This is a genomic window from Aeromonas sp. R1-1 (genome assembly GCF_040908495.1).
Classification (GTDB): Bacteria; Pseudomonadota; Gammaproteobacteria; order Enterobacterales; family Aeromonadaceae; genus Aeromonas; species Aeromonas veronii.
Genome location: NZ_JBFODV010000129.1, coordinates 1 through 21,162, shown reverse-complemented (window position 1 = coordinate 21,162; position 21,162 = coordinate 1). Strand labels below are relative to the sequence as shown.

21 protein-coding genes and 1 pseudogene are annotated in these 21,162 nt (G+C 60.3%); 9 read left to right on the top strand and 13 right to left on the bottom strand.

All coding sequences use genetic code 11. From position 1 onward, the window contains the following. The first annotated feature begins 316 nt into the window (after positions 1–316). Complete coding sequence (locus AB5Y92_RS07605) at positions 317–724, top strand: hypothetical protein (protein WP_150997218.1); 408 nt, start codon at positions 317–319, stop codon at positions 722–724. Between the two features lie 27 nt (positions 725–751). On the opposite strand, the pseudogene AB5Y92_RS07600 reads toward AB5Y92_RS07605, so the two are convergent. The 3 genes and pseudogenes from AB5Y92_RS07600 to dbpA form a co-directional block, all read right to left on the bottom strand. Further along, positions 752–866, bottom strand: a pseudogene (locus AB5Y92_RS07600) (YkgJ family cysteine cluster protein); the annotation flags it as partial. A gap of 24 nt (positions 867–890) precedes the next feature. Next, positions 891–1,181: a YkgJ family cysteine cluster protein gene (locus AB5Y92_RS07595; RefSeq protein WP_005363120.1), complete on the bottom strand. Its 291-nt coding sequence runs from the start codon at positions 1,179–1,181 to the stop codon at positions 891–893. Between the two features lie 89 nt (positions 1,182–1,270). After that, positions 1,271–2,650, bottom strand: coding sequence for an ATP-dependent RNA helicase DbpA (gene dbpA / locus AB5Y92_RS07590; RefSeq protein WP_201987969.1), 1,380 nt, complete (start codon positions 2,648–2,650; stop codon positions 1,271–1,273). A 542-nt stretch (positions 2,651–3,192) separates the two neighbouring features. Here dbpA and AB5Y92_RS07585 point away from each other — a divergent pair. Beyond that, a complete protein-coding gene (locus AB5Y92_RS07585; RefSeq protein WP_005363118.1) occupies positions 3,193–4,398 on the top strand; it encodes a NupC/NupG family nucleoside CNT transporter in 1,206 nt (401 codons plus the stop codon). Positions 4,399–4,462: 64 nt separating this feature from the next. Here the strand turns inward: AB5Y92_RS07585 and AB5Y92_RS07580 are convergent, their stop codons facing one another. Next, on the bottom strand, positions 4,463–4,963 hold the full coding sequence (locus AB5Y92_RS07580; protein ID WP_201988029.1) for a metal-dependent hydrolase: 501 nt from the start codon (positions 4,961–4,963) through the stop codon (positions 4,463–4,465). A 125-nt stretch (positions 4,964–5,088) separates the two neighbouring features. Beyond that, positions 5,089–5,538, bottom strand: a complete 450-nt coding sequence (locus AB5Y92_RS07575; RefSeq protein WP_368226270.1) for a YaiI/YqxD family protein — start codon at positions 5,536–5,538, stop codon at positions 5,089–5,091. 140 nt (positions 5,539–5,678) lie between these two features. On the opposite strand from AB5Y92_RS07575, the gene zntB reads away from it, so the two are divergent. Continuing rightward, complete coding sequence (gene zntB / locus AB5Y92_RS07570) at positions 5,679–6,644, top strand: zinc transporter ZntB (RefSeq protein WP_005341467.1); 966 nt, start codon at positions 5,679–5,681, stop codon at positions 6,642–6,644. Positions 6,645–6,657: 13 nt separating this feature from the next. Further along, entirely contained in the window at positions 6,658–7,170 is a 513-nt protein-coding gene (locus AB5Y92_RS07565; protein ID WP_005354921.1) for a mechanosensitive ion channel domain-containing protein, read from the top strand. Between the two features lie 60 nt (positions 7,171–7,230). On the opposite strand, the gene AB5Y92_RS07560 is transcribed toward AB5Y92_RS07565, so the two are convergent. From AB5Y92_RS07560 to lpxL, 7 genes are all read right to left on the bottom strand, one after another. Then, on the bottom strand, positions 7,231–7,479 hold the full coding sequence (locus AB5Y92_RS07560; RefSeq protein WP_005363113.1) for a hypothetical protein: 249 nt from the start codon (positions 7,477–7,479) through the stop codon (positions 7,231–7,233). 78 nt (positions 7,480–7,557) lie between these two features. After that, positions 7,558–8,130, bottom strand: coding sequence for a DNA-J related domain-containing protein (locus AB5Y92_RS07555; protein WP_164537775.1), 573 nt, complete (start codon positions 8,128–8,130; stop codon positions 7,558–7,560). Next, positions 8,127–9,914: a cation:proton antiporter gene (locus AB5Y92_RS07550; RefSeq protein ID WP_368226267.1), complete on the bottom strand. Its 1,788-nt coding sequence runs from the start codon at positions 9,912–9,914 to the stop codon at positions 8,127–8,129. The genes AB5Y92_RS07555 and AB5Y92_RS07550 overlap by 4 nt, the downstream gene beginning before the upstream one ends. Before the next feature lie 190 nt (positions 9,915–10,104). Further along, on the bottom strand, positions 10,105–10,626 hold the full coding sequence (locus tag AB5Y92_RS07545) for an MltR family transcriptional regulator (protein ID WP_005335907.1): 522 nt from the start codon (positions 10,624–10,626) through the stop codon (positions 10,105–10,107). A gap of 133 nt (positions 10,627–10,759) precedes the next feature. After that, the gene (locus AB5Y92_RS07540) at positions 10,760–11,905 is read right to left on the bottom strand and encodes a mannitol-1-phosphate 5-dehydrogenase (RefSeq protein ID WP_201988015.1); all 1,146 of its coding nucleotides are present in this window, start codon (positions 11,903–11,905) and stop codon (positions 10,760–10,762) included. Between the two features lie 37 nt (positions 11,906–11,942). After that, positions 11,943–13,865 carry a PTS mannitol transporter subunit IICBA gene (locus AB5Y92_RS07535; RefSeq protein WP_201988016.1) on the bottom strand — a complete coding sequence of 641 codons (1,923 nt, stop codon included), beginning with the start codon at positions 13,863–13,865 and terminating at the stop codon, positions 11,943–11,945. 625 nt (positions 13,866–14,490) lie between these two features. Next, entirely contained in the window at positions 14,491–15,414 is a 924-nt protein-coding gene (lpxL, locus tag AB5Y92_RS07530) for an LpxL/LpxP family Kdo(2)-lipid IV(A) lauroyl/palmitoleoyl acyltransferase (RefSeq protein WP_368226265.1), read from the bottom strand. Positions 15,415–15,618: 204 nt separating this feature from the next. Between lpxL and hldE the strand changes: the two genes are divergently transcribed. Then, positions 15,619–17,046, top strand: a complete 1,428-nt coding sequence (hldE, locus tag AB5Y92_RS07525; RefSeq protein WP_204480927.1) for a bifunctional D-glycero-beta-D-manno-heptose-7-phosphate kinase/D-glycero-beta-D-manno-heptose 1-phosphate adenylyltransferase HldE — start codon at positions 15,619–15,621, stop codon at positions 17,044–17,046. A 116-nt stretch (positions 17,047–17,162) separates the two neighbouring features. On the opposite strand, the gene tolC is transcribed toward hldE, so the two are convergent. Continuing rightward, positions 17,163–18,482 (bottom strand): outer membrane channel protein TolC, encoded by a 1,320-nt coding sequence (gene tolC / locus AB5Y92_RS07520; protein WP_021231688.1) that lies wholly within the window; start codon positions 18,480–18,482, stop codon positions 17,163–17,165. Positions 18,483–18,786: 304 nt separating this feature from the next. On the opposite strand from tolC, the gene nudF reads away from it, so the two are divergent. The 4 genes from nudF to AB5Y92_RS07500 form a co-directional block, all read left to right on the top strand. Next, the gene (nudF, locus tag AB5Y92_RS07515; protein ID WP_005335901.1) at positions 18,787–19,428 is read left to right on the top strand and encodes an ADP-ribose diphosphatase; all 642 of its coding nucleotides are present in this window, start codon (positions 18,787–18,789) and stop codon (positions 19,426–19,428) included. A gap of 1 nt (position 19,429) precedes the next feature. After that, complete coding sequence (locus AB5Y92_RS07510; RefSeq protein ID WP_005335899.1) at positions 19,430–19,879, top strand: DUF1249 domain-containing protein; 450 nt, start codon at positions 19,430–19,432, stop codon at positions 19,877–19,879. A gap of 22 nt (positions 19,880–19,901) precedes the next feature. Further along, positions 19,902–20,720, top strand: a complete 819-nt coding sequence (gene cpdA, locus AB5Y92_RS07505) for a 3',5'-cyclic-AMP phosphodiesterase (protein WP_041202814.1) — start codon at positions 19,902–19,904, stop codon at positions 20,718–20,720. A 12-nt stretch (positions 20,721–20,732) separates the two neighbouring features. Then, on the top strand, positions 20,733–21,162 hold a 430-nt coding region (locus AB5Y92_RS07500), incomplete at its 3' end, for a YqiA/YcfP family alpha/beta fold hydrolase (protein ID WP_368226262.1).

Here is a 21,162-nt window from a genome sequence, read left to right as displayed (position 1 = left end):
GCCAGCGCCAGATCCGTTGGTAATGACTCGAGTCCCTGTTTTTCATTGCACATCCTTGTTGGGGGGGGGCAAACCTTTCGGCAGGTGGAATGTTTGTGGCGGCGCGGATAATAGCAGTAACGTTTCGTTAACTGCAATCGCACATCTTGAGATCGATTCAGTGCGGGATGTCGGTAACATGAGGTGCCGACGGTTTGCTGGATAGGATGACTACGCTTTGGGGAAAGCCTGTTTGCTGCTGGACTTTTCCTTATAAATTATTACCTTGTGGTAACAATTTGCAGGCGATGGTGGTGGTAACGGAATGGGAGCAGTCATGCAGCCACATGGGCAATTTGACATGGAGCGCAGGGGCCAGATGCTGATCTGCCGCCCGAGTGGCCCCTTCAATCTGGCAGGTGCCATGGCCTATGAGGCGCGCTTTCGTCACGAACTGGCCGGATTGATGGATGGCCCCTGGGGGATTGTCGAGGTCGCGACCGAGTTTGAAGCGGCCGGGCCCGAGGTGCTGGCCCGTTTTCGTCGCCAGTTTGGCTGGTGTGCCGAGAGTGGCTGTCAGTTTCTGGCGGTGGTCTTCGTGGGGGGCTTCAAGCGCTATCTGGCGGATAATATCTTCACGGGATTGCCCTTTCGGGCGGTACGTTACTTCGAGCAGGAGGCAGCGGCCATCCAGTGGCTGGGGGAGCAGCTCAACACCGCTCCCTGTGAACCTGCGAACGCTTGACCACCTCGCTCACCGTTTGGACGGGTTTCACTCCAGCTTGATAAACCACTTGTCCCGCTCGTCAACACAGTCGGGTTCACCCATTTCGAATGCACGACAGATCAGTGGTCGCACCTCGTACATGGATGGGGCACATCATCGTGGTGAGTGCATTTGAGGATCCTGGTCAATCAAGCTTGATAAACCACTTGTCCCGTTCGTCAACGCAGTCGGGCTCACCCATTTCGAATTCGCGGCAGATCAGCGGCCGTACCTCGTAGATACGGCACATCATGGTGTTGCGGTCGAGGGCGGCGCACCAGCCATCGTCCAGCCGGCGCATGACCGGTATCTCGCCTTCCCGTTCCAGTACATAACGGTCCGGCACGCCGGTATCGGTAAAGAGCATCACTTCGAGGCGGCAGCAGCAGGCTTCGCAGTTCTGGCAGCTCACATCGGTTTGGATTGCTTGGGTCATGGTGCCTGTCTTGCCGCATGGCGGCATCGGAGATATGAAACAGGCGCCTGTCAGGCGCCTGTGGTCTGGCTAACGGCTTGCAAAAAACCTTAGCCCAGTTTGCGGGCGCGGTAGCTGCGACCCTTGATCTTGCCTTCCTGCAACCGCTTGAGGGCGGCGCTCGCCACGCTGCGCTTCACGGCGACGTAGGAGTACTGCTCGGAGATCTGGATCTTGCCCACGTCGGCGCCGGCAATGCCGCCTTCACCGGTCAGGGCGCCCAGAATGTCACCGGCCCGCACCTTGGTCTTGCGGCCTGCATCGATGGAGAGGGTCACCATCTGCGGGGCGATCGGCTTGATATCGCGGCCGATGCAGTCGAGATCACCCAGCGGCATCGGGGCCTGCTGGTACTCTTCGATAAAGTTGACGCGCTGGGCCTCGTTTGGCTGATAGAGGCTCAGGGCCAGACCCTGCTGGCCGGCACGACCGGTACGACCGATGCGGTGCACGTGCACTTCCGGATCATAGGTCAGCTCGTAGTTGATGACGGCGCCCAGCTCCTTGATGTCGAGACCGCGGGCCGCCACGTCGGTGGCCACCAGAATGGTGGCGCTGCCGTTGGCAAAGCGCACCAGCACCTGATCCCGCTCGCGCTGTTCCAGATCGCCGTTCAGCGCCAGCGCCGAGAAGCCCTTGGCAGCCAGATGGTCGGCCACGTCGTTACAGGCGCGCTTGGTGTTGCAGAACACCACGCAGGAGCTTGGCTGGTAGTGACTCAGCAGCCAGGTGAGGGCGTCGAGGCGCTGGCCGGCAGGCACTTCGTAAAGCTTCTGTTCGATGGCGCTCCCCTCGTGCAGGGACTCCACGCTCACCTCGACCGGATTGCGCTGCACGCCGCGGCTCATCTGGGCGATCCCTTCCGGATAGGTCGCGGAGAAGAGCAGGGTCTGGCGCTGCTGGGGGGCATAGCTGATGACCCGGTTGATATCTTCGCCAAAGCCCATGTCCAGCATGCGATCCGCTTCATCCAGCACCAGCGTCTTGAGGCCGGAGAGCTCCAGCGTGCCTTGCTCCAGATGCTTGAGAATACGACCCGGGGTGCCGACGGCGATGTGGGCACCAAAGCTCAGGGTGGCGGACTGCGGTGCGGTCGGGGTGCCGCCGCACAGGGTGACCAGCTTGACGTTGGGCAGGGCGCGCGCCAGACGACGGATCTCCTGAGCCACCTGATCCGCCAGTTCGCGGGTCGGGCAGAGCACCAGCGCCTGCACTTCGAGGCGGTTGACGTTGAGCTTGGCCAGCAGGCCGAGGCCGAAGGCGGCGGTCTTGCCGCTGCCGGTTTTTGCCTTGGCGATCAGGTCTTTGCCATCGAGCACCAGGGGCAGACTCTGGGCCTGGATCGGGGTCATCTGCAGGTAACCCAGGCTGGTGAGGTTCTCTTGCAGGGCGGGGGAGAGATTGAGGCTGCTAAATTCGCTGTTGTTCACAAAAGGACTCTATTTCGGAGAAAACGGGGATGCGCGAGCGCTAAGGCCGCGCATCATACCAGAATGTGGCACCGGATGTGGCGGATTTTTGAACGGCTGGCCACGAGGGGCCATGAAAGGTTCATTTGTTGCCAAACCGATCGCGGACGAGCATCGACAATGCGATAAGGACTATTTTTCAAACACTCATCTAATTATTTATCATGGATAAACGTTTTCTATTTTCGGTATTTTAATATAATGATTGGAAAATATTCTGCGAGCAGTTACTGCGCCACAGGGAATGTTGCGAAAATGCTGATGAAATATTTTCAAAGAACATAAAAACGGCGCCAATCTTACTCAATATGATGTTTTTAAAAGAATTTATATTTTCATGTTGCGCGATTAATATCAGTTCATTGCACAATTAATTTAAAAACGTTTGTATTATTCCGCCTCCATAATATTGCGCGGGATTGTGATGGCTATCTGATTTTTAAATGTGCAAATGTCTATGATGGCGCCGGTCAAAAATTACAATTTACTCAGGTGCTACAGGTATGGAATACGTTCACTTTGTGCTCGGACTGGTGATGGTCCTCGCTCTCTCTCTGCTGGCTAACCGCCACAACTGGAAACAAATCAAGCTGCGTTATATCGGCCAACTGCTGGTGGTCGAACTGGCGCTGGCCTGGTTCATGCTGAACTCCGAAGTGGGTCTGGCGGTGGTGGGTGGCTTCGCCGCCGGCTTCACCAAGTTGATGGAGTTTGCCAAACAGGGTACCGATTTTGTGTTCGGTGGTCTGGTCAACGAAGGGGCCTTCTCCTTCTTCCTGATGGTGCTGATGCCTATCGTCTTCATCTCCGTGCTGATCGGTATTCTGCAGTACATCCGTCTGCTGCCGCTGGTGATCCGCGGTATCGGTACCGTGCTGGCCAAGATCAACGGCATGGGCAAGCTGGAGTCTTTCAACGCCATCAGCTCGATGATCGTCGGCCAGTCCGAGAACTTCATCGCCCTCAAGAACATCCTGCCGCACCTGAACGAGAAGCAGATGTACACCCTGGCTGCGACGGCCATGTCTACCGTCTCCATGTCCATCGTCGGTGCCTACATGCAGCTGATCGAGCCGCGCTACGTGGTCGCCGCGCTGGTGCTCAACATGTTCAGTACCTTCGTGGTGCTCTCGCTGATCAACCCCTACGAGCCGGATAACTCCGTGACCGACATCAAGGCCATTGCCGAAGGTGACGAGCACCACACCCCGAAGAAAGAGAACTTCTTCGAGATGCTGGGCGAGTACATCATGGCCGGTTTCACCGTTGCCGTTATCGTGGGTGCCATGCTGGTGGGCTTTATCGCCCTGATTGCCCTGATCAACTACCTGTTCGAGATGGCATTTGGCGTGAACTTCCAGTTCGTCATGGGCTACCTCTTCTACCCGATCGCCTGGATCCTGGGTATCCCGAGTGGTGAAGCGCTGCAAGCGGGCTCCATCATGGCGACCAAGCTGGTGACCAACGAGTTCGTGGCGATGATGGATCTGGGCAAGGTGGCTGCCGAGCTCTCTCCGCGCACCGTCGGCATCCTCTCCATCTTTATGGTCTCTTTCGCCAACTTCAGCTCCATCGGCATCATCGCCGGTGCGGTAAAAGCGCTGAACGAAGAGAAGGGCAACATGGTTTCCCGCTTCGGCCTGAAGCTGGTCTACGGTTCAACTCTGGTCAGCCTGCTCTCTGCTGTTATCGCAGGCATCATGATCTGATTCTCTGGCGGCACCCGCCACGGTTTGAGCCCCTGACCTCGTCAGGGGCTTTTTTGTTTCTGACTCACAGCCGCCAGCCGCACCACCAGCCGGCGACCAGCAGGCTGAGAGTACAAAAGCCGGTTTCGATGGCACCGCCGCTGCGCAGCGGCCAGCCCGGCAGGCGGTAACGGCGTTTGATGGGCCATAAGAGCGGAATGCCCGCCGGGGTGAGCCAGTCCCCCAGCAGATGGCTGAGGTAGCCGACGATCAGGGCATCCTTGACCCCCATGGGCAGGGTGTCCGGCGGCAGGCTCTGGTTCAGCCCCCAGATAGCGGCGGCGACCGCCAGCAGACTGTGGGTGAAGCCGCGATGGCCGAACAGCCGCGACAGAGGTTTCGAGATCCACGGCAGGCGCTGCCCCAGCACCGATTTGGGGTGGTCGAGGTCGGGTAACAGGGCGCTGGCCAGCGCGGCAGGGATGGTCTGCCACAGGCTGGCATCGGCCAGTGCCGGAGTGAGCTGCAGTTTATGGGCGATCAGGGTGCAGGTAACGGAGAAGAGCAGGTGCCCTTGGGCGGTCATGATGATTACGGCGTGGACAAGATGGCGGCGCATCTTACCAGCCTGACGGTTGTGGTCAGCTCTTATTTTAAAAATCAGGATGTTACGGCGAAAAAGCGCCCAAGCAGGGCGCCTTTAGGGTCTCTTTACAGCTTGCCTTTGACCAGCCACTTGTCGAGGGCGTTGGCAAAACGCTGTTTGTCGGCGGCATTGAAGGGGGCCGGGCCGCCGGTCTGCACGCCGGCTGAACGCAACTCTTCCATAAAGTTGCGCATGCCGAGCCGCGCCTTGATGGTCTCGCGGGTGTAGATCTCGCCACGGGAATTGAGCGCCTCGCCACCGGCATCAATCACCCAGGAGGCGAGGGGGATGTCGCCGGTGATCACCAGATCGCCGGGTTGAACCTGCTGGGCGATGACATGATCTGCCACATCGAATCCCTTCTCCACTTGCTGGGTTTTGATGAAAGGCGAGGGGGGCACCCGCAATCCCTGATTGGCCACCAGGGTGGTGACGACCTGGGCGCGGTGGGCGGCGCGGTAGAGGATCTCCTTGACCGGAATGGGGCAGGCATCGGCATCAACCCAGATGGGCATGGCATGGTTTCCTGTAGTGAAAGCGGATAAAAAACGAGAGCGGCCATGTTAACACAGGCCTCCCCTTCCCGGCGCGGGGCTGAGTCGGCCCCGCCTTTGGTGTAAGCTGGGGCCTGCACATGAAACGAGAAGGAGACGAGATGGATCGGGTGCCCGGTGAAGTGATTTATGCCCTGACCCTGGATGGCAAGGGTGGCATGGCGCCGCTGACGGCGGGAAGCGAAGTCCCGGCGGCACATCCCGGCTGGCTGCATCTGGATTACGGCAATCCCGATTCGGCGCGCTGGCTGTTGCAGACCCCCTTGCTCAGCGAGGCAGCCAGGGAGTCGCTGCTCGGCCAGAGCAATCGTCCCAAGCTGGTGCGGATGGGGGAGACGGTGCTGCTGATCCTGCGCGGCATCAACCACAACAAGGATCACAGGCCCGAAGAGATGGTGGCGCTGCGCATCTTCATTACCCCGGATCTCATCATCAGCAGCCGTCGTCGTCCGCTGCTCTCCGAACAGGATGTCTTCAACCAGCTCAAGCTGGGGGGCGGCGCCGATACCCCGGCCGACTGGCTGGTGGAGATCTGCGATGCCCTGACCGACCGGGCGGGGGAGTTTGTTGAAGAGTTGCATGACAAGATCCTCGATCTGGAGGAGATGGTGCTGATGCGCGACATGCCCGCCAATGGCCGCTTGGCGCTGATCCGCAAGCAGCTCATCATGATCCGCCGCTACCTTTCCCCCCAGCGGGATCTGGTGGCACGGCTGGCCAACGAGAAGATCAGCTGGCTGGATGAGGATGACCGCCGTCGTCTGCTCGATATCGCCGATCGGCTGCGGCGCTGGCTCGATGACCTCGATGCCGGGGTGGCGCGCACCGCTGTGCTGGCAGACGAGATCAACAATCTGATGGCGGAGGCGACCAACCGCCGCGCCTACCAGATGTCGGTGATGGCGCTGCTCTTTTTGCCCGCCAGTTTCCTGACCGGCCTGTTTGGCATCAACCTCGGCGGTATCCCCGGGGCCGAGAATCCGACCGCCTTCTGGGTCTTCTGTGGTTCGCTGGTGGCGCTGGCCAGCGGGCTGGCTATCTGGCTCAAGCATCGGCGCTGGTGGTAAGGAGGCATAACCCATGTGGCAATCAATTGGCCTGACCCTGCTGCTGTTGCTAGGGCATACCCTGATCCGGCGGCTGATTCACAAGAGCCTGCTGGCGCTCGGTCAGAGCAGGCAGGTGAGCGAGAACCGGGTGCTCTACGTGGCCCATGTGTTCCACTTCCTGCTCGGTTGCGCCACCTTGCTGGTGCTGGCCGGGGTATGGGGGCTCGACTTCTCCCGACTGGTGGTGCTCGCGTCCTCCTTCTTTGCGGTATTGGGGGTCGCCATGGTGGCCCAGTGGTCGATCCTCTCCAACATCACCGCCAGCATCACCATCTTCTTCGCCTTTCCCTACAAGATTGGCGACCGGATCCGTATCCTCGACAAGGATGATTCGGTCACTGGCGTCATCACCGAGATTGGTCTCTTTTATGTGCGGGTGCGTGATGACAACGGCGATCTGGTCACCTATCCGGCTAACCTGATCCTGCAAAAGCCGGTCAGAAAGCTGGAGGGCAAGGTGGCGGAACCGCTACAACCGGAATAGAAAGCAACCGGAATAACAAAAAGGCTCCTCGGGAGCCTTTTTACTGTGCGGTGGGTGGCGCTAGCGTTCGAAGAAGCGGTAGAGGTGCTCCACCTGAACCGGGCAGTCGGCCACCTGATGCAGATGTTCGCGGGCCTGCTCGACGGTGCCGAAGCTGACCGGGCAGCCGAGGGTGTCGGTCAGCTCGTAGAGGGCGCCATCCTTGCCTCTGAATTCGATGAGCCAGCCGGGAATAGCCACGTCGTGGAGTATTTCAGCCTCTTGCAGGATCTGTTGCTGATAGAGCTTACGAAGTTCACTGACTGTCATGATGCTCTCCTGTGGGGAATATCCAACTCCAGTCTATGCCTGCCCTTTATGTGCGGCAACAGTGGTGCGGCAACGGGATCATCCCCGCAGGACCTCCCATGCCCAGCGGATGCGGACAAAAGTCTCGGCATTGCCGCCCCGATCCGGATGGTGCAGCAGTGCCAGCTCCCGCCAGCGGCGGCGGATCGCCTCCTGACTCGTTCCTTCATTCAACTCGAACAGGGCCAGCGCCTCGGCTTTGTGCCCCTCACCGTCATAAGCGCGCCAGAAGCGGTTGAGCAGGGCTTCAACTTCGGCACGGTCGGTCTGCCAGAACACCTGCCAGTCGAGATAGTAGCTACGCAGATTTTCGCCAAGGGCAAAGCCGTGGTTGGTTTGTAGGTTCTCGGCCAGCGGTTCGAGCCGGATATCCAGGGTGCTGATCACCAGCCACCATCCCTCTTGCCAGAGCTCGGCCTGCAACTGGTAGAGGGCGTTCATGATCAGGAAGTTGACCCGAAACAGCTGCAGCTGCTCATCGTCGGCCAGTACCGGAATTGCCCCCTGCTGACGCAGAGCAGCCATCAGTTCATGCACCTTGTAGCTGCCCGCCGCCTGTTGCAATAGCACCAGCAGCGGGGCGATCAGCGGATTGTGGTTGGCTTCGCTCATTCGGCGCCCTGCTCTCTGGGTGGCTGCAGGGCGATCAGCAGCTCACCCGCCTGCGGAGTGACGGGGACGGTAACGATCTGGGGCTTGCCCTTGCCATCCATGATGAAGAGCGGGATGGCGCCGGGATTGGCGGCCTGATACTGGGCCCAGTCGAACGCCTCGCTCAGGCGGGTCGCTTTGATCTGGCCACCCCGGCTCAGCAGGCCGCTCAGCCGGGCATAGTTGATGTCGGGGCCGAACAGGTTCTGGCGAGCGCGAAAGGTGGCACTCTCCCGGTTGGCCTTGCCGTGCTGCTCGCTGGAGCGCAGGGAGTAGACCTGCTCCTCGCCGTAGAGGTGGGCAAAGTGCAGCACCCCGAGGGCGTTGTTGTGGCGATTGGGGGAGAGTGCCAGCACGGTACTGATGCTGGTAAGCGGCAGGTGCAGCTCGGCATGTTCCGACTGGGGGTTGCCGAAGTAGCAGGGCAGGTTGCTCATCCGCGCCTGTTTGCAGAACTCCCAGGCGGGATCGCAGAGCTGCACCGGCACACCCTGATCCGCCAGCGCCTTGCCGATGGCTCGCGCCACCGAGTTGGCCCCTATGATGAGCCAGGTATTGGGGGCGCTCTGGCGCATCTTGAGCAGGCTGGCCAGCGGTGCCGAGGTGAGGCTCTGCAACACCACGGTGGAGATGATCACCGCAAATACCAGCGGCACCAGCTTGTCGGCATCAGGGATCTCGGCCTGATGCAGGCTGATGGCGAACGAGGCACTGACTGCCGCCGCGACTATGCCGCGCGGGGCGATCCAGCTTAGCAGGGCGCGAGCTCGCCAGGAGAGATCCGAGCCCCAGGTCGAGACCAGAATACAGAGCGGGCGCGCCACGAATTGCACCACGCAGAGCAGTGCCAGCACCATGGGGCCGAGTTGCCAGAGCTGGGCCAGATCGAGGCGGGCCGCCAGCAGGATAAACAGGCTGGAGATAAGGATGACCGCGAGATCTTCCTTGAACGCCAGCACCTCCTCCAGGTCCAGCCCCTCCTGATTGGCGAGCCAGATGCCGAACACGGTCACCGCCAGCAGGCCGGACTCGTGGCTGAGCCAGTTGGAGAGACTGAAGGTGACCAGCACCAGCGCCAGCACGCCGAACTTGTGCAGGCTGACCGGTAGCCAGTCCTTGCGAATGAGCAGGGAGGTGAGCCAGCCTGCCGCCACCCCGATCAGGGAACCGACCAGCACTGTCTTGCCCAGCGCCAGCAGGGTATGGCTGATGAGATCCCCCTGACTGCCGAGGCGCACCGCCTCGAACACCAGCACCGCAAACAGGGCGCCGATAGGGTCGATGACGATCCCCTCCCAGCGCAGGATACGGTCCACCTCCCGGGTGGGGCGGATCACGTTGAGCATGGGGGCGATCACCGTCGGGCCCGTTACCACCAGCACAGCGCCGAGCATGGTGGCAACCCGCCAGTCCAGCCCCAGCAGGAAGTAACCGGCGCTGCCGATGACGGCGAAACTGACCAGCATGCCGGTGGAGCAGAGATTGCGCACCACCTTGCCGATCCCCTTGAGCTCGGCGAGATGGAGGGTCAGCGCCCCCTCGAACAGGATGATGGCCACCGACAGGGAGACCAGCGGAAACAGCAGCTCCCCGAGCAGGGCATCGGGGTCGAGCAGGCCGCTGACCGGGCCCAGAGTCAGGCCGGTGAGCAGCAGAAATAGGATGGCGGGCACCCGCAGCGACCAGGCAAGCCATTGGGCCAGCACGGAGACCAGGGCGATCCCGGCCAGAGAGAGGGCAATCATGCAGACCTCGATTCAGGCAGTGAGTATGGAGCTAGTGTAGTGGCTAAGTTGGTCAGATTGACACCCGAAGGTGCGGGCGTCATGGCCGGGATGGGGAGATGTGCGACAGTCGGCGTCATGGTGGCTGGCGGTGGTGTGAAGGGCGCCAGCCAGACGCCAACCGTGGTGATGGTGTGGCCTCGGGGCCGGATTAGATGGGGCTCTCCTTGTGGAGCTCGCCGACACAGTCGGCCAGCGCCAGTACCAGTGCGGAGCGCACCATCTGATCGAGCCGGTTGAGCTGCATCTGGTAGAAGGCCCAATCCTCTTCGCTGGCGGGGGGCTCCAGCTTCATCATGCCACCCTGATTGACCCCGTGCAGGCGGTCGAGCAGATCGCGGATCGGCTTGTCGCTGAAGCGGTAATCCTTGGGGTCGCGCACCAGAAAGTCGCGGATCTTGATATAGGCTTCGATATCCTGATAGCGCTCGAGTGAGATGAGGCCGAGGGCGAAGATGAGCTTGAGGCGCACCTCCAGCTGGCCGAGGGGGCCGCTCTGGTTGAGCAGGGGTTCGATGGCGTATTTGACGGCATACTCCTCCTGACGGAACGCGCGTCGCATCAGGGAGTCGACCGCCTCTTCCAGGATGGTCACGGCTTCGAGAAAGAAGCCGCGGGGGCCATCCTGCTCGTTCAGTCGTTCCAGTACTTCATCTTCCTGGTGTGTGGTCATAGGTGCATTGGATCCAGCTGACAGGGAGAGAGTGGGCCTCTCTCCCGGTTTCTATCATATGGGGCACATTCCCTTGCCATTCAAGCGCTTGGCGCGCTATCAGTGGTGGCTGAATGCGCCGCAAGCAGGGTTATTACAGGGTTTCGTAACGGGCGACGATGGCGCGAACCACCTCGCTCTCTTCATCCAGTCCGGTGACGCGGGCCAACGCTTTGGCCGGGCCCAGCTCCGCCAGCAGGGCTTGCAACTCCACCGCCTGCGGATCATCGGCATTGCGATAGTGGAGCGCCGCGGCGATCCCTTCCTGCAACTGCTCGTTGGGCAGGCCGTACTCCAGGGTGCCCAGCAGCGGCTTCACCAGTCGATCCCCCGCCGCCAGCTTGCGCAGTGGCTGACGACCGACCCGGTCAATCTCATCCACCAGATAGGGGTTGGCGAAGCGGGCCAGGATCTTCTCGATATAGGCGGCGTGCAGGCGCGGGTCGAAGCCGTAGCGTTTTACCAGCACGGCACCGCTCTCCTCCATGGCGCGGCGCACCTTGCTGCGGATCACCGGATCCTCGATCGCCTCGCGCACTGTGCGATAGCCCCGCAGCTTGCCGAGGTATGCGGTGACGATGTGGCCGGTGTTGAGGGTGAACAGCTTGCGCTCGACGAAGGCCATCAGGTTGTCGGTGGGTTCCATGCCCGCCACCTGTGGTAACTCCCCCTTGAACTGGGTCTGGTCGACGATCCACTCGCTGAAGCTCTCGACCGTCACTTCCAGCGGGTCATCGTTGGCTGCCGCGGCGGGCGGCACGATGCGATCCACCGCCGAGTCGACGAAGCCGATGCAGGATTCGAGCGTGGCATGATACGCGACCGGCAGGTACTTGAGTACCTCCTGCTTGAGGTGGCTGGTGCCGCGCACCATGTTTTCGCAGGCGATGACGTTGAGCGGTGTCAGGTTGCCGGCATCGAAGCGGGCCTGCAGCCCCTTGGCCAGGGTGCTGGCAATCTTGTCCAGAATGTTGGGGCCGACTGCGGTGGTGACCAGATCGGCGGTGATGATGCGGGCGATCACCTCGTGACCGGCGGAGCTCACCGCCGCCACGTTGCGTACCACGTCCAGCTTCTGATCTGCCCCCACCACATGGACCTTGTACTCCTGACGGTGGTTGAGCTGGTCGATCAGGGTGTCGTTTACGTCGGCGAAGGTGACCTGATGGCTGGCATCCGCCAGCACTTTGCCGATAAAGCCGCGACCGATGTTACCAGCACCAAAATGCAATGTTTTCATGATATTAACCTCTTGAACCAAAGACGATGAAAGATGATTACGCAGCCTGTTCGGCACCCAGCAGATCCAGGAAGGCCTGTGGATCCGTGGTGCTGGCCAGCCGGTCGATGAGACCGGGTTCATCCAGTGCATTGGTCAGGCGGGTTATCACCTGCATGTGTTCGTCGTTGCGGGCAGCGATGCCGATCACCAGCCGCGCTACCTCATCGGCAGCCTCGCCAAAGGCGACCCCGGCCGGGTACTGGCAGATGACGATGCCGGTACGCTTCACAAACTCCTTGGCGGCTATGGTGCCGTGCGGCACGGCGATGGATTCGCCGAGGTAGGTGGAGACCAGCTGTTCGCGCTCCAGCATGGCGTTGACGTAGTCGGGCGCCACGTAGCCGCGCTCTGCCAGCAGTCGGCCTGCGGTCAGGATGGCGGCCTCCTTGCTGTCCGCTTTCAGTCCAAGATGCACGTCATGACGGCTCAGGGTAAAGACTTCGGCTGCCTGCGGCTCGTAGCTGTCGTCGTTGGCGGCCACCAGCAGTTGCTGGTTGGCGACATCATCGTTGGCGGCCAGGGTCAGGTTCTGTACCAGTTCCTGATAGAGGCCGTTGTCGAGGAAGTTGGTCAGGGAAATATGGTGAGCGTTCGGCGCATGGCGACGGGCCCGCTCGGTCAGATCCTTGTGGGTAATGACCCAGTCCACCTGATCGTCGAGCTGATCGATGGCGCGGTTGGTGACGCTGATATCGAGTCCGGCGGCCTGTACCCGCTTGCGCAGCATGCCGGCGCCCATGGCGCTGGAACCCATCCCCGCATCGCAGGCAACCACGATATTGCGCACTGCCATCAGTTCGCCGCCCGGCTTCTTGGCCGCTGCGGTTTCGGGCTTGCCGCCCTTCATTGCTTTCATCTTGCGAGTGGCTTCACCGAGGGCATCGGCCTCGTCGGCTTCCGGCTGCTGGGCGCGAACGAATACGGCGGCGACCAGGAAGGAGACCAGAGTGGCGCTGATGATGGAGAGGGCGACCCCGATCAGGGAGGCTTTCGGCGTCATCAACAACACTGCGAAGATGGAGCCCGGCGACGCGGGTGAGACCAGACCGGCGTTGAACAGGGTCAGGGTAAAGACCCCGGTCATGCCACCGGCGATCACCGCCAGAATGAGGCGCGGGTTCATCAGCACATACGGGAAGTAGATCTCGTGGATGCCGCCGAAGAAGTGAATGATTGAGGCGCCAGCCGCGGACTGCTTGGCCGCACCACGACCGAACACCATGTAAGCCAGCAGCACGCCCATGCCCGGGCCCGGGTTCGCTTCAATCAGGAAGAAGATAGAGCTGCCGTGCTCGGTGGCCTGCTGGATCCCCAGCGGCGAGAAGATGCCGTGGTTGATGGCGTTGTTGAGGAACAGGATCTTGGCCGGCTCGACGAAGATGGAGGTGAGCGGCAGCATGTGGTTATCCACCAGGAAGCCGACGCCACCGGCCAGCAGGTCGGAGAGCACCTTGACGAAGGGGCCAATGACGAAGAAGGCGAGGATGGCCAGCAGCATGCCGATAAGGCCGGCGGAGAAGTTGTTGACCAGCATCTCGAAGCCGCTCTTGACGCGACCGTCCATCGCCTTGTCGAAGCGCTTGATGGCCCAGCCACCGAGCGGGCCGACCATCATGGCTCCCATGAACATGGGGATATCAGTTCCCACGATGACACCCATGGTGGTGATGGCACCGACCACGCCGCCGCGCTCACCGCCCATCAGTTTGCCGCCGGTGTAGCCAATCAGCAGCGGCAGCAGGTAGGTGATCATGGGGCCGACCAGCTTGGCCAAGGTTTCATTGGGCAGCCAGCCGGTGGGAATGAAGAGGGCGGTGATAAAGCCCCAGGCGATAAAGGCGCCTATGTTGGGCATGACCATATTGGACAGGAAGCGTCCAAAATTCTGTATCTTGACTTTGGTATCCGGTGATAACATGTCGGGACCCCGTTTTAAGCCTGTTTGATTAAAAGTGGTAGTCGGGATGGCTGGTTTTGCCGAACCTCCATCCCGGTCGTCTAAGCAACTTCAATCTACCAGCTTGATATCAAATTAGGCTGAAAACGGGGTGTCTTGTGATCCAGCTCTCAGATACCCAGCGATACCCCCTCCCAAACCAGTGATCCTGATCACGTTCGAGAGCTGTAATTCGACTACATTTCGATCTTTTCTGTTTTGAATGACCATTTTTTGTGATTTAGATCACCAGTTCAGCTTTGCCGCTCCTTCGTGCAAAGGTGATTATCATCACAAATTCAGTTTTTGTATTCGAATGGGACAAATCACTCAATTACTCATCAGCGGGTATTGACGATGGATCTATCGCAACACTCCATTGATTATCAATGAATCAATAAATTTGTAACCCGCTTTCAGTTTTTACGGTTGGTGATGAGGGTTCTTTTGCGGCTGATTGATGGGAATGGGCGCCAACATGCAGGATGCTATCGAGCGGCAGTGTTCGGGGCGCTTGTTTGCCGCGCAGGGTTGATAGCAGATAAAAACAAACCGCCAGCAGGCGGTTTGTCAGTTTTTGCGATCTGGCCCCTGTCGAGGCTGCGGTTTAGTAGAAACCGGCATCCTCGGGGGAGGGGCGGGTCTTGAAGCGGCGATGGAGCCACATGTACTGCTCCGGCGCCTTGCGCACGGCGGCTTCAATCTCGCGGTTGGCGCGGGCGGCATCAACCATGTCATCCCCGCTGGGGTAGTCGGCAAGGGGCGCGCCGATATGCAGGGTGTAACCCTCGCTGGTGCGGATGTTGTAGCAGGGCAGGGTGACGGTGCTCTTCACCCGCGCCAAGGTGGCGGTGCCGGTGATGGTGGCCGCCTGCTCTACCGCGAAGTAGGGCACGAACACGCTGGCGTGGCTGCCGTAGTCGTGATCCGGTGCATACCAGAGGGCGTCGCCGTTGCGCAGCGCCTTGATCATCCCCTTCACATCCATCCGGTCTACCAGATATTTGTTGGAGGCACAGCGCCCGTGGTACTGGGCATACTCCAGCACCGGATTGGTATTGGGGCGATAGACCCCCACGCCGGGGCGCACCAGCCCGAAACAGCGGGCGTTGAGTTCCAGCGTCAGGAAGTGGCAGGAGAGCAGCAGCATGCCCTGACCTTTTTCCATGGCGGCTATGACGTGCTCTTCCCCTTCCACCTTCATCAGGTTGCGCATCCGCCAGTCTGGCCAGAACCAGGCGATCCCCACCTCGAACACGGCGCAGCCCACGCTCTCGAAGTTTGCCTTAAGCAGTTTCTCCCGCTCATCCCGGGTCAGCTCGGGCATCGCCAGCTCCAGATTGCGACGGGCAATCTTGACCCGGGACTTCAATATCCTGGCGGCGAGACGACCGAGCTGACGGCCCAGCCACATCTGGCTACGCCACGGCAGCAGGGTCAGCAGCCAGAGCAGGCCGAGGCCGAACCAGCTGGCCCAGTAACGGGGATGAAACAGGCGGGGCTCCAGGCGGGGAGCGTTGTCATGGGCCATGGCTAATCTCTTGTTCGCAAACACAATCGGGGGATTCTAGCCGAAAAGGGGGGGCGGGGGCGAATGGCTGTGTGCTGGTCAGAGGGGTAGCCTGCGTCCGGTTAGCGTGACAGCGGCGGCAACTGCGGTCGGCTTTTTCTACACCGGATAAAAGAGTGTGATAAAATCGCCCGCTGATTTTTCAGGTTTTGAGAGTCGATACAGATGAAGATCACCCTGCCCGATTTTGAAAAAGCCCGCGTTCTGGTCGTTGGCGATGTCATGTTGGATCGTTACTGGCATGGCCCTACCGGTCGGATCTCCCCCGAGGCGCCGGTGCCCGTGGTCAAGGTTGAACACATTGAGGAGCGTCCCGGTGGCGCAGCCAACGTGGCCCTCAACTCCGCCGCCCTTGGCGCTCATGCCGTGCTGCTTGGCCTGACCGGTCAGGACGAGGCTGCCGATGCTTTGGCTGGCCAGATGGCTGGCGTCAAGGTGGCCTGTGACTTCGTTCGTCTGGCCGACTTCCCGACTATCACCAAGCTGCGGGTGCTGTCCCGCAACCAGCAGCTGCTGCGTCTGGACTTTGAAGAGCCCTTCCACTCCGTCGATGCCACCCTGCTGATGAACAAGGTCGAGCAGGCGCTGTCGAATAGCGACGTGATGATCCTCTCCGACTACGGCAAGGGTGCTCTCAACGACGTGCCCGGCATGATCCAGCGCGCCCGAGCCGCCGGTATTCCGGTGCTGGTCGACCCCAAGGGGACCGACTTCGAGAAGTATCGCGGTGCCACTCTGCTGACCCCCAACATGTCCGAGTTCGAGGCTGTGGTAGGCAAGGTGAAGAGCGAAGAGGAGCTGGTTGCCAAGGGGTTGGATCTGGTCAAGCGTTTCGAGCTGGATGCCCTGCTGGTCACCCGTTCCGAGAACGGCATGACCCTGATCCGCGAAGGCCAGCCGGAGCTGCATCTGCCAGCTCAGGCCCACGAGGTTTACGATGTGACCGGTGCCGGTGATACCGTCATCTCCACCCTGGCCACCTCGCTGGCCGCTGGCAAGAGCCTGGACGAAGCTTGTGCGCTGGCCAATACCGCAGCCGGTATCGTGGTCGGCAAGCTGGGTACCTCCACCGTCAGTCCGGTCGAGCTGGCCAATGCCCTCTACACCGAGCAGGAGACAGGCTTCGGCGTCATGTCCGAAGCCCAGCTGAAAGTGGCGGTTCGTGCCGCCCGTCTGCGTGGCGAGAAGGTGGTGATGACCAACGGTTGCTTCGACATCCTGCACGCCGGCCACGTCTCCTATCTGGCCAACGCGGGCAAGCTGGGGGATCGCTTGATCGTGGCGGTCAACACCGACGAGTCGGTTCGCCGTCTGAAAGGGCCGGGTCGTCCGGTCAACCCGACCGAGCGCCGCATGGCCGTACTGGCTGCGCTGGGCGCGGTGGACTGGGTAGTGCCCTTCTCTGAGGATACCCCGCAGCGCCTGATCGCCGAGATCCTGCCAGATCTGCTGGTCAAGGGGGGTGACTACAAGCCGGAAGATATCGCCGGTTACGCCGAAGTGACCGCCAATGGCGGCGAGGTGCGCGTTCTCAACTTCGAGGATGGCTGCTCCACCACCGACATCATCAAGACGATCCGCGAGCGCGGCTAACGCGCTGCTGGCCCCGCAATCTGGCGGGGCTCGCTATCGGCGGCTGCAAGCCGACAGAAATACGGATAACAAAAAGGCGACCTTGCGGTCGCCTTTTTCATTCCCGATAGCGGCTATCAGCCCTTGGCTTTTGCCGTGGCAGGCATCAGGCCCTGGTTCACTTCCACCAGATCCTGCGCTTCCAGAATACCGGCAGCCTGTTTCAGGCTCAGGATATTGAGAATGTAGTTGTAACGGGCTTCGGAGAGCTTCTGCTTGGCCTCGTACAGCTTGCGAGTGGAGTCCAGCACGTCGACGATGGTACGGGTACCCACTTCGTAACCGGCTTCGGTTGCCTTCAGGGCGCTGTCGGCGGAGACCACAGACTGGCTGTAGGCGCGAACCGAGCCGATGCTGGCGTTCACGTTGTTGTAGGAGGAGCGCACTGTGCTCTGCACCGAGCGGAAGTTCTTCTCAAGCAGTTCGCTGGCCGCCACGTAGTTGTACTGAGCCTGCTTCACCTTGGAGCTGGTGGCGCCACCGCTGTAGATGGGCAGCTTGAAGGTCAGACCGATATTGGCCTGATTGTCATTGCCGCCCGGCATGCTATCCAGCTTGTAATCGGTATTGCTGGTTTGCAGTCCGGCACCCAGATCCAGCGTCGGCTCATGGCCGGTTTTGGCCAGATCGATCTGCTCCTTGGCAATGTCCTTGCTGATGCGGGCACTGTGCAGTTGCAGGTTCTTGTCCAGCGCTAGCTCCAGCCACTTGTCGGAGCCGAAGGCGGTCTTCTGCGGGCTGAAACGATCTGTGTTCAGCACGTCCAGATTTCGGTGATCGATACCGGTCAGCTCGCGCAGGGTCTCGTAGCTGTTGTCCAGAGAGTTTTCTGCATTGATCTCGTCAGCCAGCGCCTGGTCGCGGGAGGCTTCGGCTTCATGAACGTCGGTGATGGCGGTCAGGCCCACTTCGAAACGCTGCTGGGTTTGCTCCAGCTGACGCTCTACCGCAACCTTGTTGGCACGGACGAACTCCAGGGTATCCATCGCCTTGAGCACATCAAAGTAGGCTTTGGCGGTGCGCACCATCAGGTTCTGGATTTCGAGGTTGTAGGCAACATCTGACTGGGTGGCCTGCTTCTCGCTGATATCCAGATTGACCCAGTTACTGCGACGATAGAGGGATTGCGACAGCGTCACCTCACCCTTGGCGTTGGTATTGCTCTGGGTATCGTTCTTGTTTTGCAGATAATTGAGCCCGGCACCCAGATCGATCTGGGGCAGCAGAGGGGCACGGGATTCGTTGATCTTCTCGAAGGCCTGGTCGCGAACGGCTTTGGACTGCAGCAACTGCGGGTCTTTGATCTGGGCTTGCTGGTAGATGTCGAGCAGGTTTTCGGCATGGGCACCGGCACTGACGCCCAGCAACACCATGACTGACAAAAGTGTTCTTTTCATAGATCGTTTTAACCTTATGTAGTAACCCAAACTGGTTGCTGGAGAGGCAAATATTGTCACCGACCAAGCTTGATTGCAGCTTAATCACTCTACTATAAGCAAAATTTAATGCTAAGAGTCTCAGGTCCGGTGACGGGAACGTCAAGAACCGGACGCAGTTTTCTCCCCGCGCGCCTAGCCAAATGGTCTGTGGCTGCTAAAATCCACCCCTCATTACCATGGCACGCCGAGTGAATGAACGTTCATTCATGTTCCTCGGATTTTATGGTCAAACTGATACAAGTCAAGCTGACGGGAGCCCCGGATGTCGCAGCAACCCTTGCCGCAAGATCGGCATTACGCCGCCGATGATGTGAAAATCATTGAAAAATCAGCTGGATATAACGGCTTCTTCAAGGTGAATGTCTATCGTTTGCAGCATCGGTTATTTGCTGGCGGCTGGAATCAGCCCATCGTGCGCGAGCTGTTCGAGCGGGGCCATGCTGCCGCACTGCTGCCCTATGATCCAGTGCGCGACCAGATCGTGCTGGTGGAGCAGTTCCGTATCGGCGCCATGGAGACCAGCCCGACCCCCTGGCTGCTGGAGCTGGTAGCCGGCATCATCGACGAAGGTGAGACCGCCGAGGCGGTGGTGCGTCGCGAAGCGGTGGAAGAGGCCGGTATCGAGGTGGCCCGCTGCGAGCATGCCATCAGCTATCTGGTGAGCCCGGGCGGCAGCACCGAGCGGATCGAGGTCTTTGTGGGCGAGGTGGATGCCAGCAAGGCCGAGGGACTGCACGGGCTGGCGGATGAGGGCGAGGATATCCGGGTGCACGTGGTGAGCCGCGAACAGGCCTACGCCTGGCTCAAAGAGGGACGTATCGACAATGCGGCCTCGGTCATTGCCCTGCAGTGGTTGGCCCTCAACCATGGCGAGCTGCGCGCCCGCTGGCTGGCGGATCGCTGAGGTGGCGCTGACCCTGCAACAGAGCAGGCGCTATGTGCCTGATCTGATGTCCTTGCAGCGTACCTGCGAGGTCAATTACATGGCGTTGATGAAACTGCTGCCGCCAGATGGGGAAGTCGGCGCCGAGCGCCGCTATCGGGTCGGCAACGATCTGCAGTTCCAGCTCACCATCATTGGCGAGAGTCGCTTCACCAATCAGGTGATCCTGAGCCAGCACAACCCCGAATTGCCCGAATATTTACAAGCTCAGATAGAGATTCGTTTGTATCATGATGTGCGGATGGCGGAAGTGTGTGCAGCGCAACAGATTTCCCGTTTGCAACCACGTTATGATTATCCCAATAAAAAGATGCACCAGCGGGACGAAAAGGAGCAGGTAAATCTGTTTCTGGCCGAATGGCTAAAATTTTGTCTCAGACATGGTACCAGCCCGATCAATATCTCCAGTTGAACAAATAAAAAGAAGCGTGATTTTGGAAACAGAGCTCCCCCAGGCGCAGGACGGCAGTGTGCGCCTATTGCAAATTACCGACACCCACCTCTTCGCGAGTGCCGAAGGGCGGCTGTTGGCTGTGCGCACCGCAGAGAGTCTGGCCGCCGTGCTGGAACAGGTGCAGGCCAATGAACACCCCTACGAGGTGATTCTGGCGACCGGCGATCTGTCGCAGGATCACAGCCCGGAATCCTATCAGCGTTTCGCCTCCATGATGGCGCCCCTGGGCCGCCCCATCTACTGGCTGCCGGGTAATCACGATGACAGCCCGCTGATGACCGAATATCTCCATGCCGCCGGGATCAGTGAATCCAAACAGCTGGTGGGCGACCACTGGCAGGTGATCCTGCTCGACACCCAGGTGCGCGGCAAACCCCACGGCATGATTGGCGATCACCAGCTGGCCGCCCTCGACCGTGCTCTGCGTCAATATCCTGATCGCCACGCTCTTATCACCCTGCACCATCAGGCAGTGCCGGTGGGCTGTGCCTGGCTGGATCAACACAATCTCAAGAATGCCGATGACCTGTTCGCCGTACTGGCCCGTCATCCGCAGCAGAAGACCATCCTGTTTGGCCACGTCCATCAGGAGTTTGACGAGGTGCACCGCGGGGTGCGGCTGATTGCCAGCCCATCGACCTGCATCCAGTTCAAACCTCTCTCTGATGGCTTTGCGCTGGATGAATCCGGCCCGGGCTGGCGCTATCTCACCCTCTATCCGGATGGGCGGGTGGCCAGCGAGGTGTGGCGCCTGCCGGTGGGACAGTTTGTGCCCGACCCCAACGCCACCGGTTATTGAGGAGAGCATTGCATGAAGTCGGTTCTCCTTTATCTGCACGGTTTCAACTCCTCACCGGGCTCCGCCAAGGCGCAGCAGATGGCTGCCTGGGTGGCCGCCAACCGGCCCGACATCGAGGTGATCATTCCGGCCCAGCCCAATACGCCAGCGACGGCCTGGGCGGCTATCGAGCAGACCATTGCTGATCTGCAGCGTCGTTATGGTAGTGACTACAAGCTCGGCGCCGTGGGTAGCTCCCTCGGCGGCTTTATGGCGACCAGGGTGAGCGAGCAGTACGGCTGCCGCGCGGCGCTGATCAATCCGGCGGTGCGCCCGCACGAGCTGCTTTGCGACTACCTTGGCCCCCAGACCAATCCCTATACGGGTGAGCAGTACGAACTGCTGCCTCAACATATGGACGAGCTGCGGGCACTGGCGGTACCGGTGACGGCGCCGGAGCGAC

What these genes read in the sequence shown, in the direction of transcription:
- AB5Y92_RS07545 (WP_005335907.1), bottom strand. Translation starts at nt 10,626, where the DNA reads ATGACCACACACCAGGAAGATGAAGTACTGGAACGACTGAACGAGCAG.
- AB5Y92_RS07535 (WP_201988016.1), bottom strand. Translation starts at nt 13,865, where the DNA reads ATGTTATCACCGGATACCAAAGTCAAGATACAGAATTTTGGACGCTTC.
- AB5Y92_RS07605 (WP_150997218.1), top strand. Translation starts at nt 317, where the DNA reads ATGCAGCCACATGGGCAATTTGACATGGAGCGCAGGGGCCAGATGCTG.
- AB5Y92_RS07560 (WP_005363113.1), bottom strand. Translation starts at nt 7,479, where the DNA reads ATGACAGTCAGTGAACTTCGTAAGCTCTATCAGCAACAGATCCTGCAA.
- AB5Y92_RS07550 (WP_368226267.1), bottom strand. Translation starts at nt 9,914, where the DNA reads ATGATTGCCCTCTCTCTGGCCGGGATCGCCCTGGTCTCCGTGCTGGCC.
- tolC (WP_021231688.1), bottom strand. Translation starts at nt 18,482, where the DNA reads ATGAAAAGAACACTTTTGTCAGTCATGGTGTTGCTGGGCGTCAGTGCC.
- hldE (WP_204480927.1), top strand. Translation starts at nt 15,619, where the DNA reads ATGAAGATCACCCTGCCCGATTTTGAAAAAGCCCGCGTTCTGGTCGTT.
- nudF (WP_005335901.1), top strand. Translation starts at nt 18,787, where the DNA reads ATGTCGCAGCAACCCTTGCCGCAAGATCGGCATTACGCCGCCGATGAT.
- AB5Y92_RS07555 (WP_164537775.1), bottom strand. Translation starts at nt 8,130, where the DNA reads ATGAGCGAAGCCAACCACAATCCGCTGATCGCCCCGCTGCTGGTGCTA.
- AB5Y92_RS07585 (WP_005363118.1), top strand. Translation starts at nt 3,193, where the DNA reads ATGGAATACGTTCACTTTGTGCTCGGACTGGTGATGGTCCTCGCTCTC.
- AB5Y92_RS07540 (WP_201988015.1), bottom strand. Translation starts at nt 11,905, where the DNA reads ATGAAAACATTGCATTTTGGTGCTGGTAACATCGGTCGCGGCTTTATC.
- zntB (WP_005341467.1), top strand. Translation starts at nt 5,679, where the DNA reads ATGGATCGGGTGCCCGGTGAAGTGATTTATGCCCTGACCCTGGATGGC.
- AB5Y92_RS07580 (WP_201988029.1), bottom strand. Translation starts at nt 4,963, where the DNA reads ATGACCGCCCAAGGGCACCTGCTCTTCTCCGTTACCTGCACCCTGATC.
- AB5Y92_RS07575 (WP_368226270.1), bottom strand. Translation starts at nt 5,538, where the DNA reads ATGCCCATCTGGGTTGATGCCGATGCCTGCCCCATTCCGGTCAAGGAG.
- lpxL (WP_368226265.1), bottom strand. Translation starts at nt 15,414, where the DNA reads ATGGCCCATGACAACGCTCCCCGCCTGGAGCCCCGCCTGTTTCATCCC.
- AB5Y92_RS07565 (WP_005354921.1), top strand. Translation starts at nt 6,658, where the DNA reads ATGTGGCAATCAATTGGCCTGACCCTGCTGCTGTTGCTAGGGCATACC.
- AB5Y92_RS07595 (WP_005363120.1), bottom strand. Translation starts at nt 1,181, where the DNA reads ATGACCCAAGCAATCCAAACCGATGTGAGCTGCCAGAACTGCGAAGCC.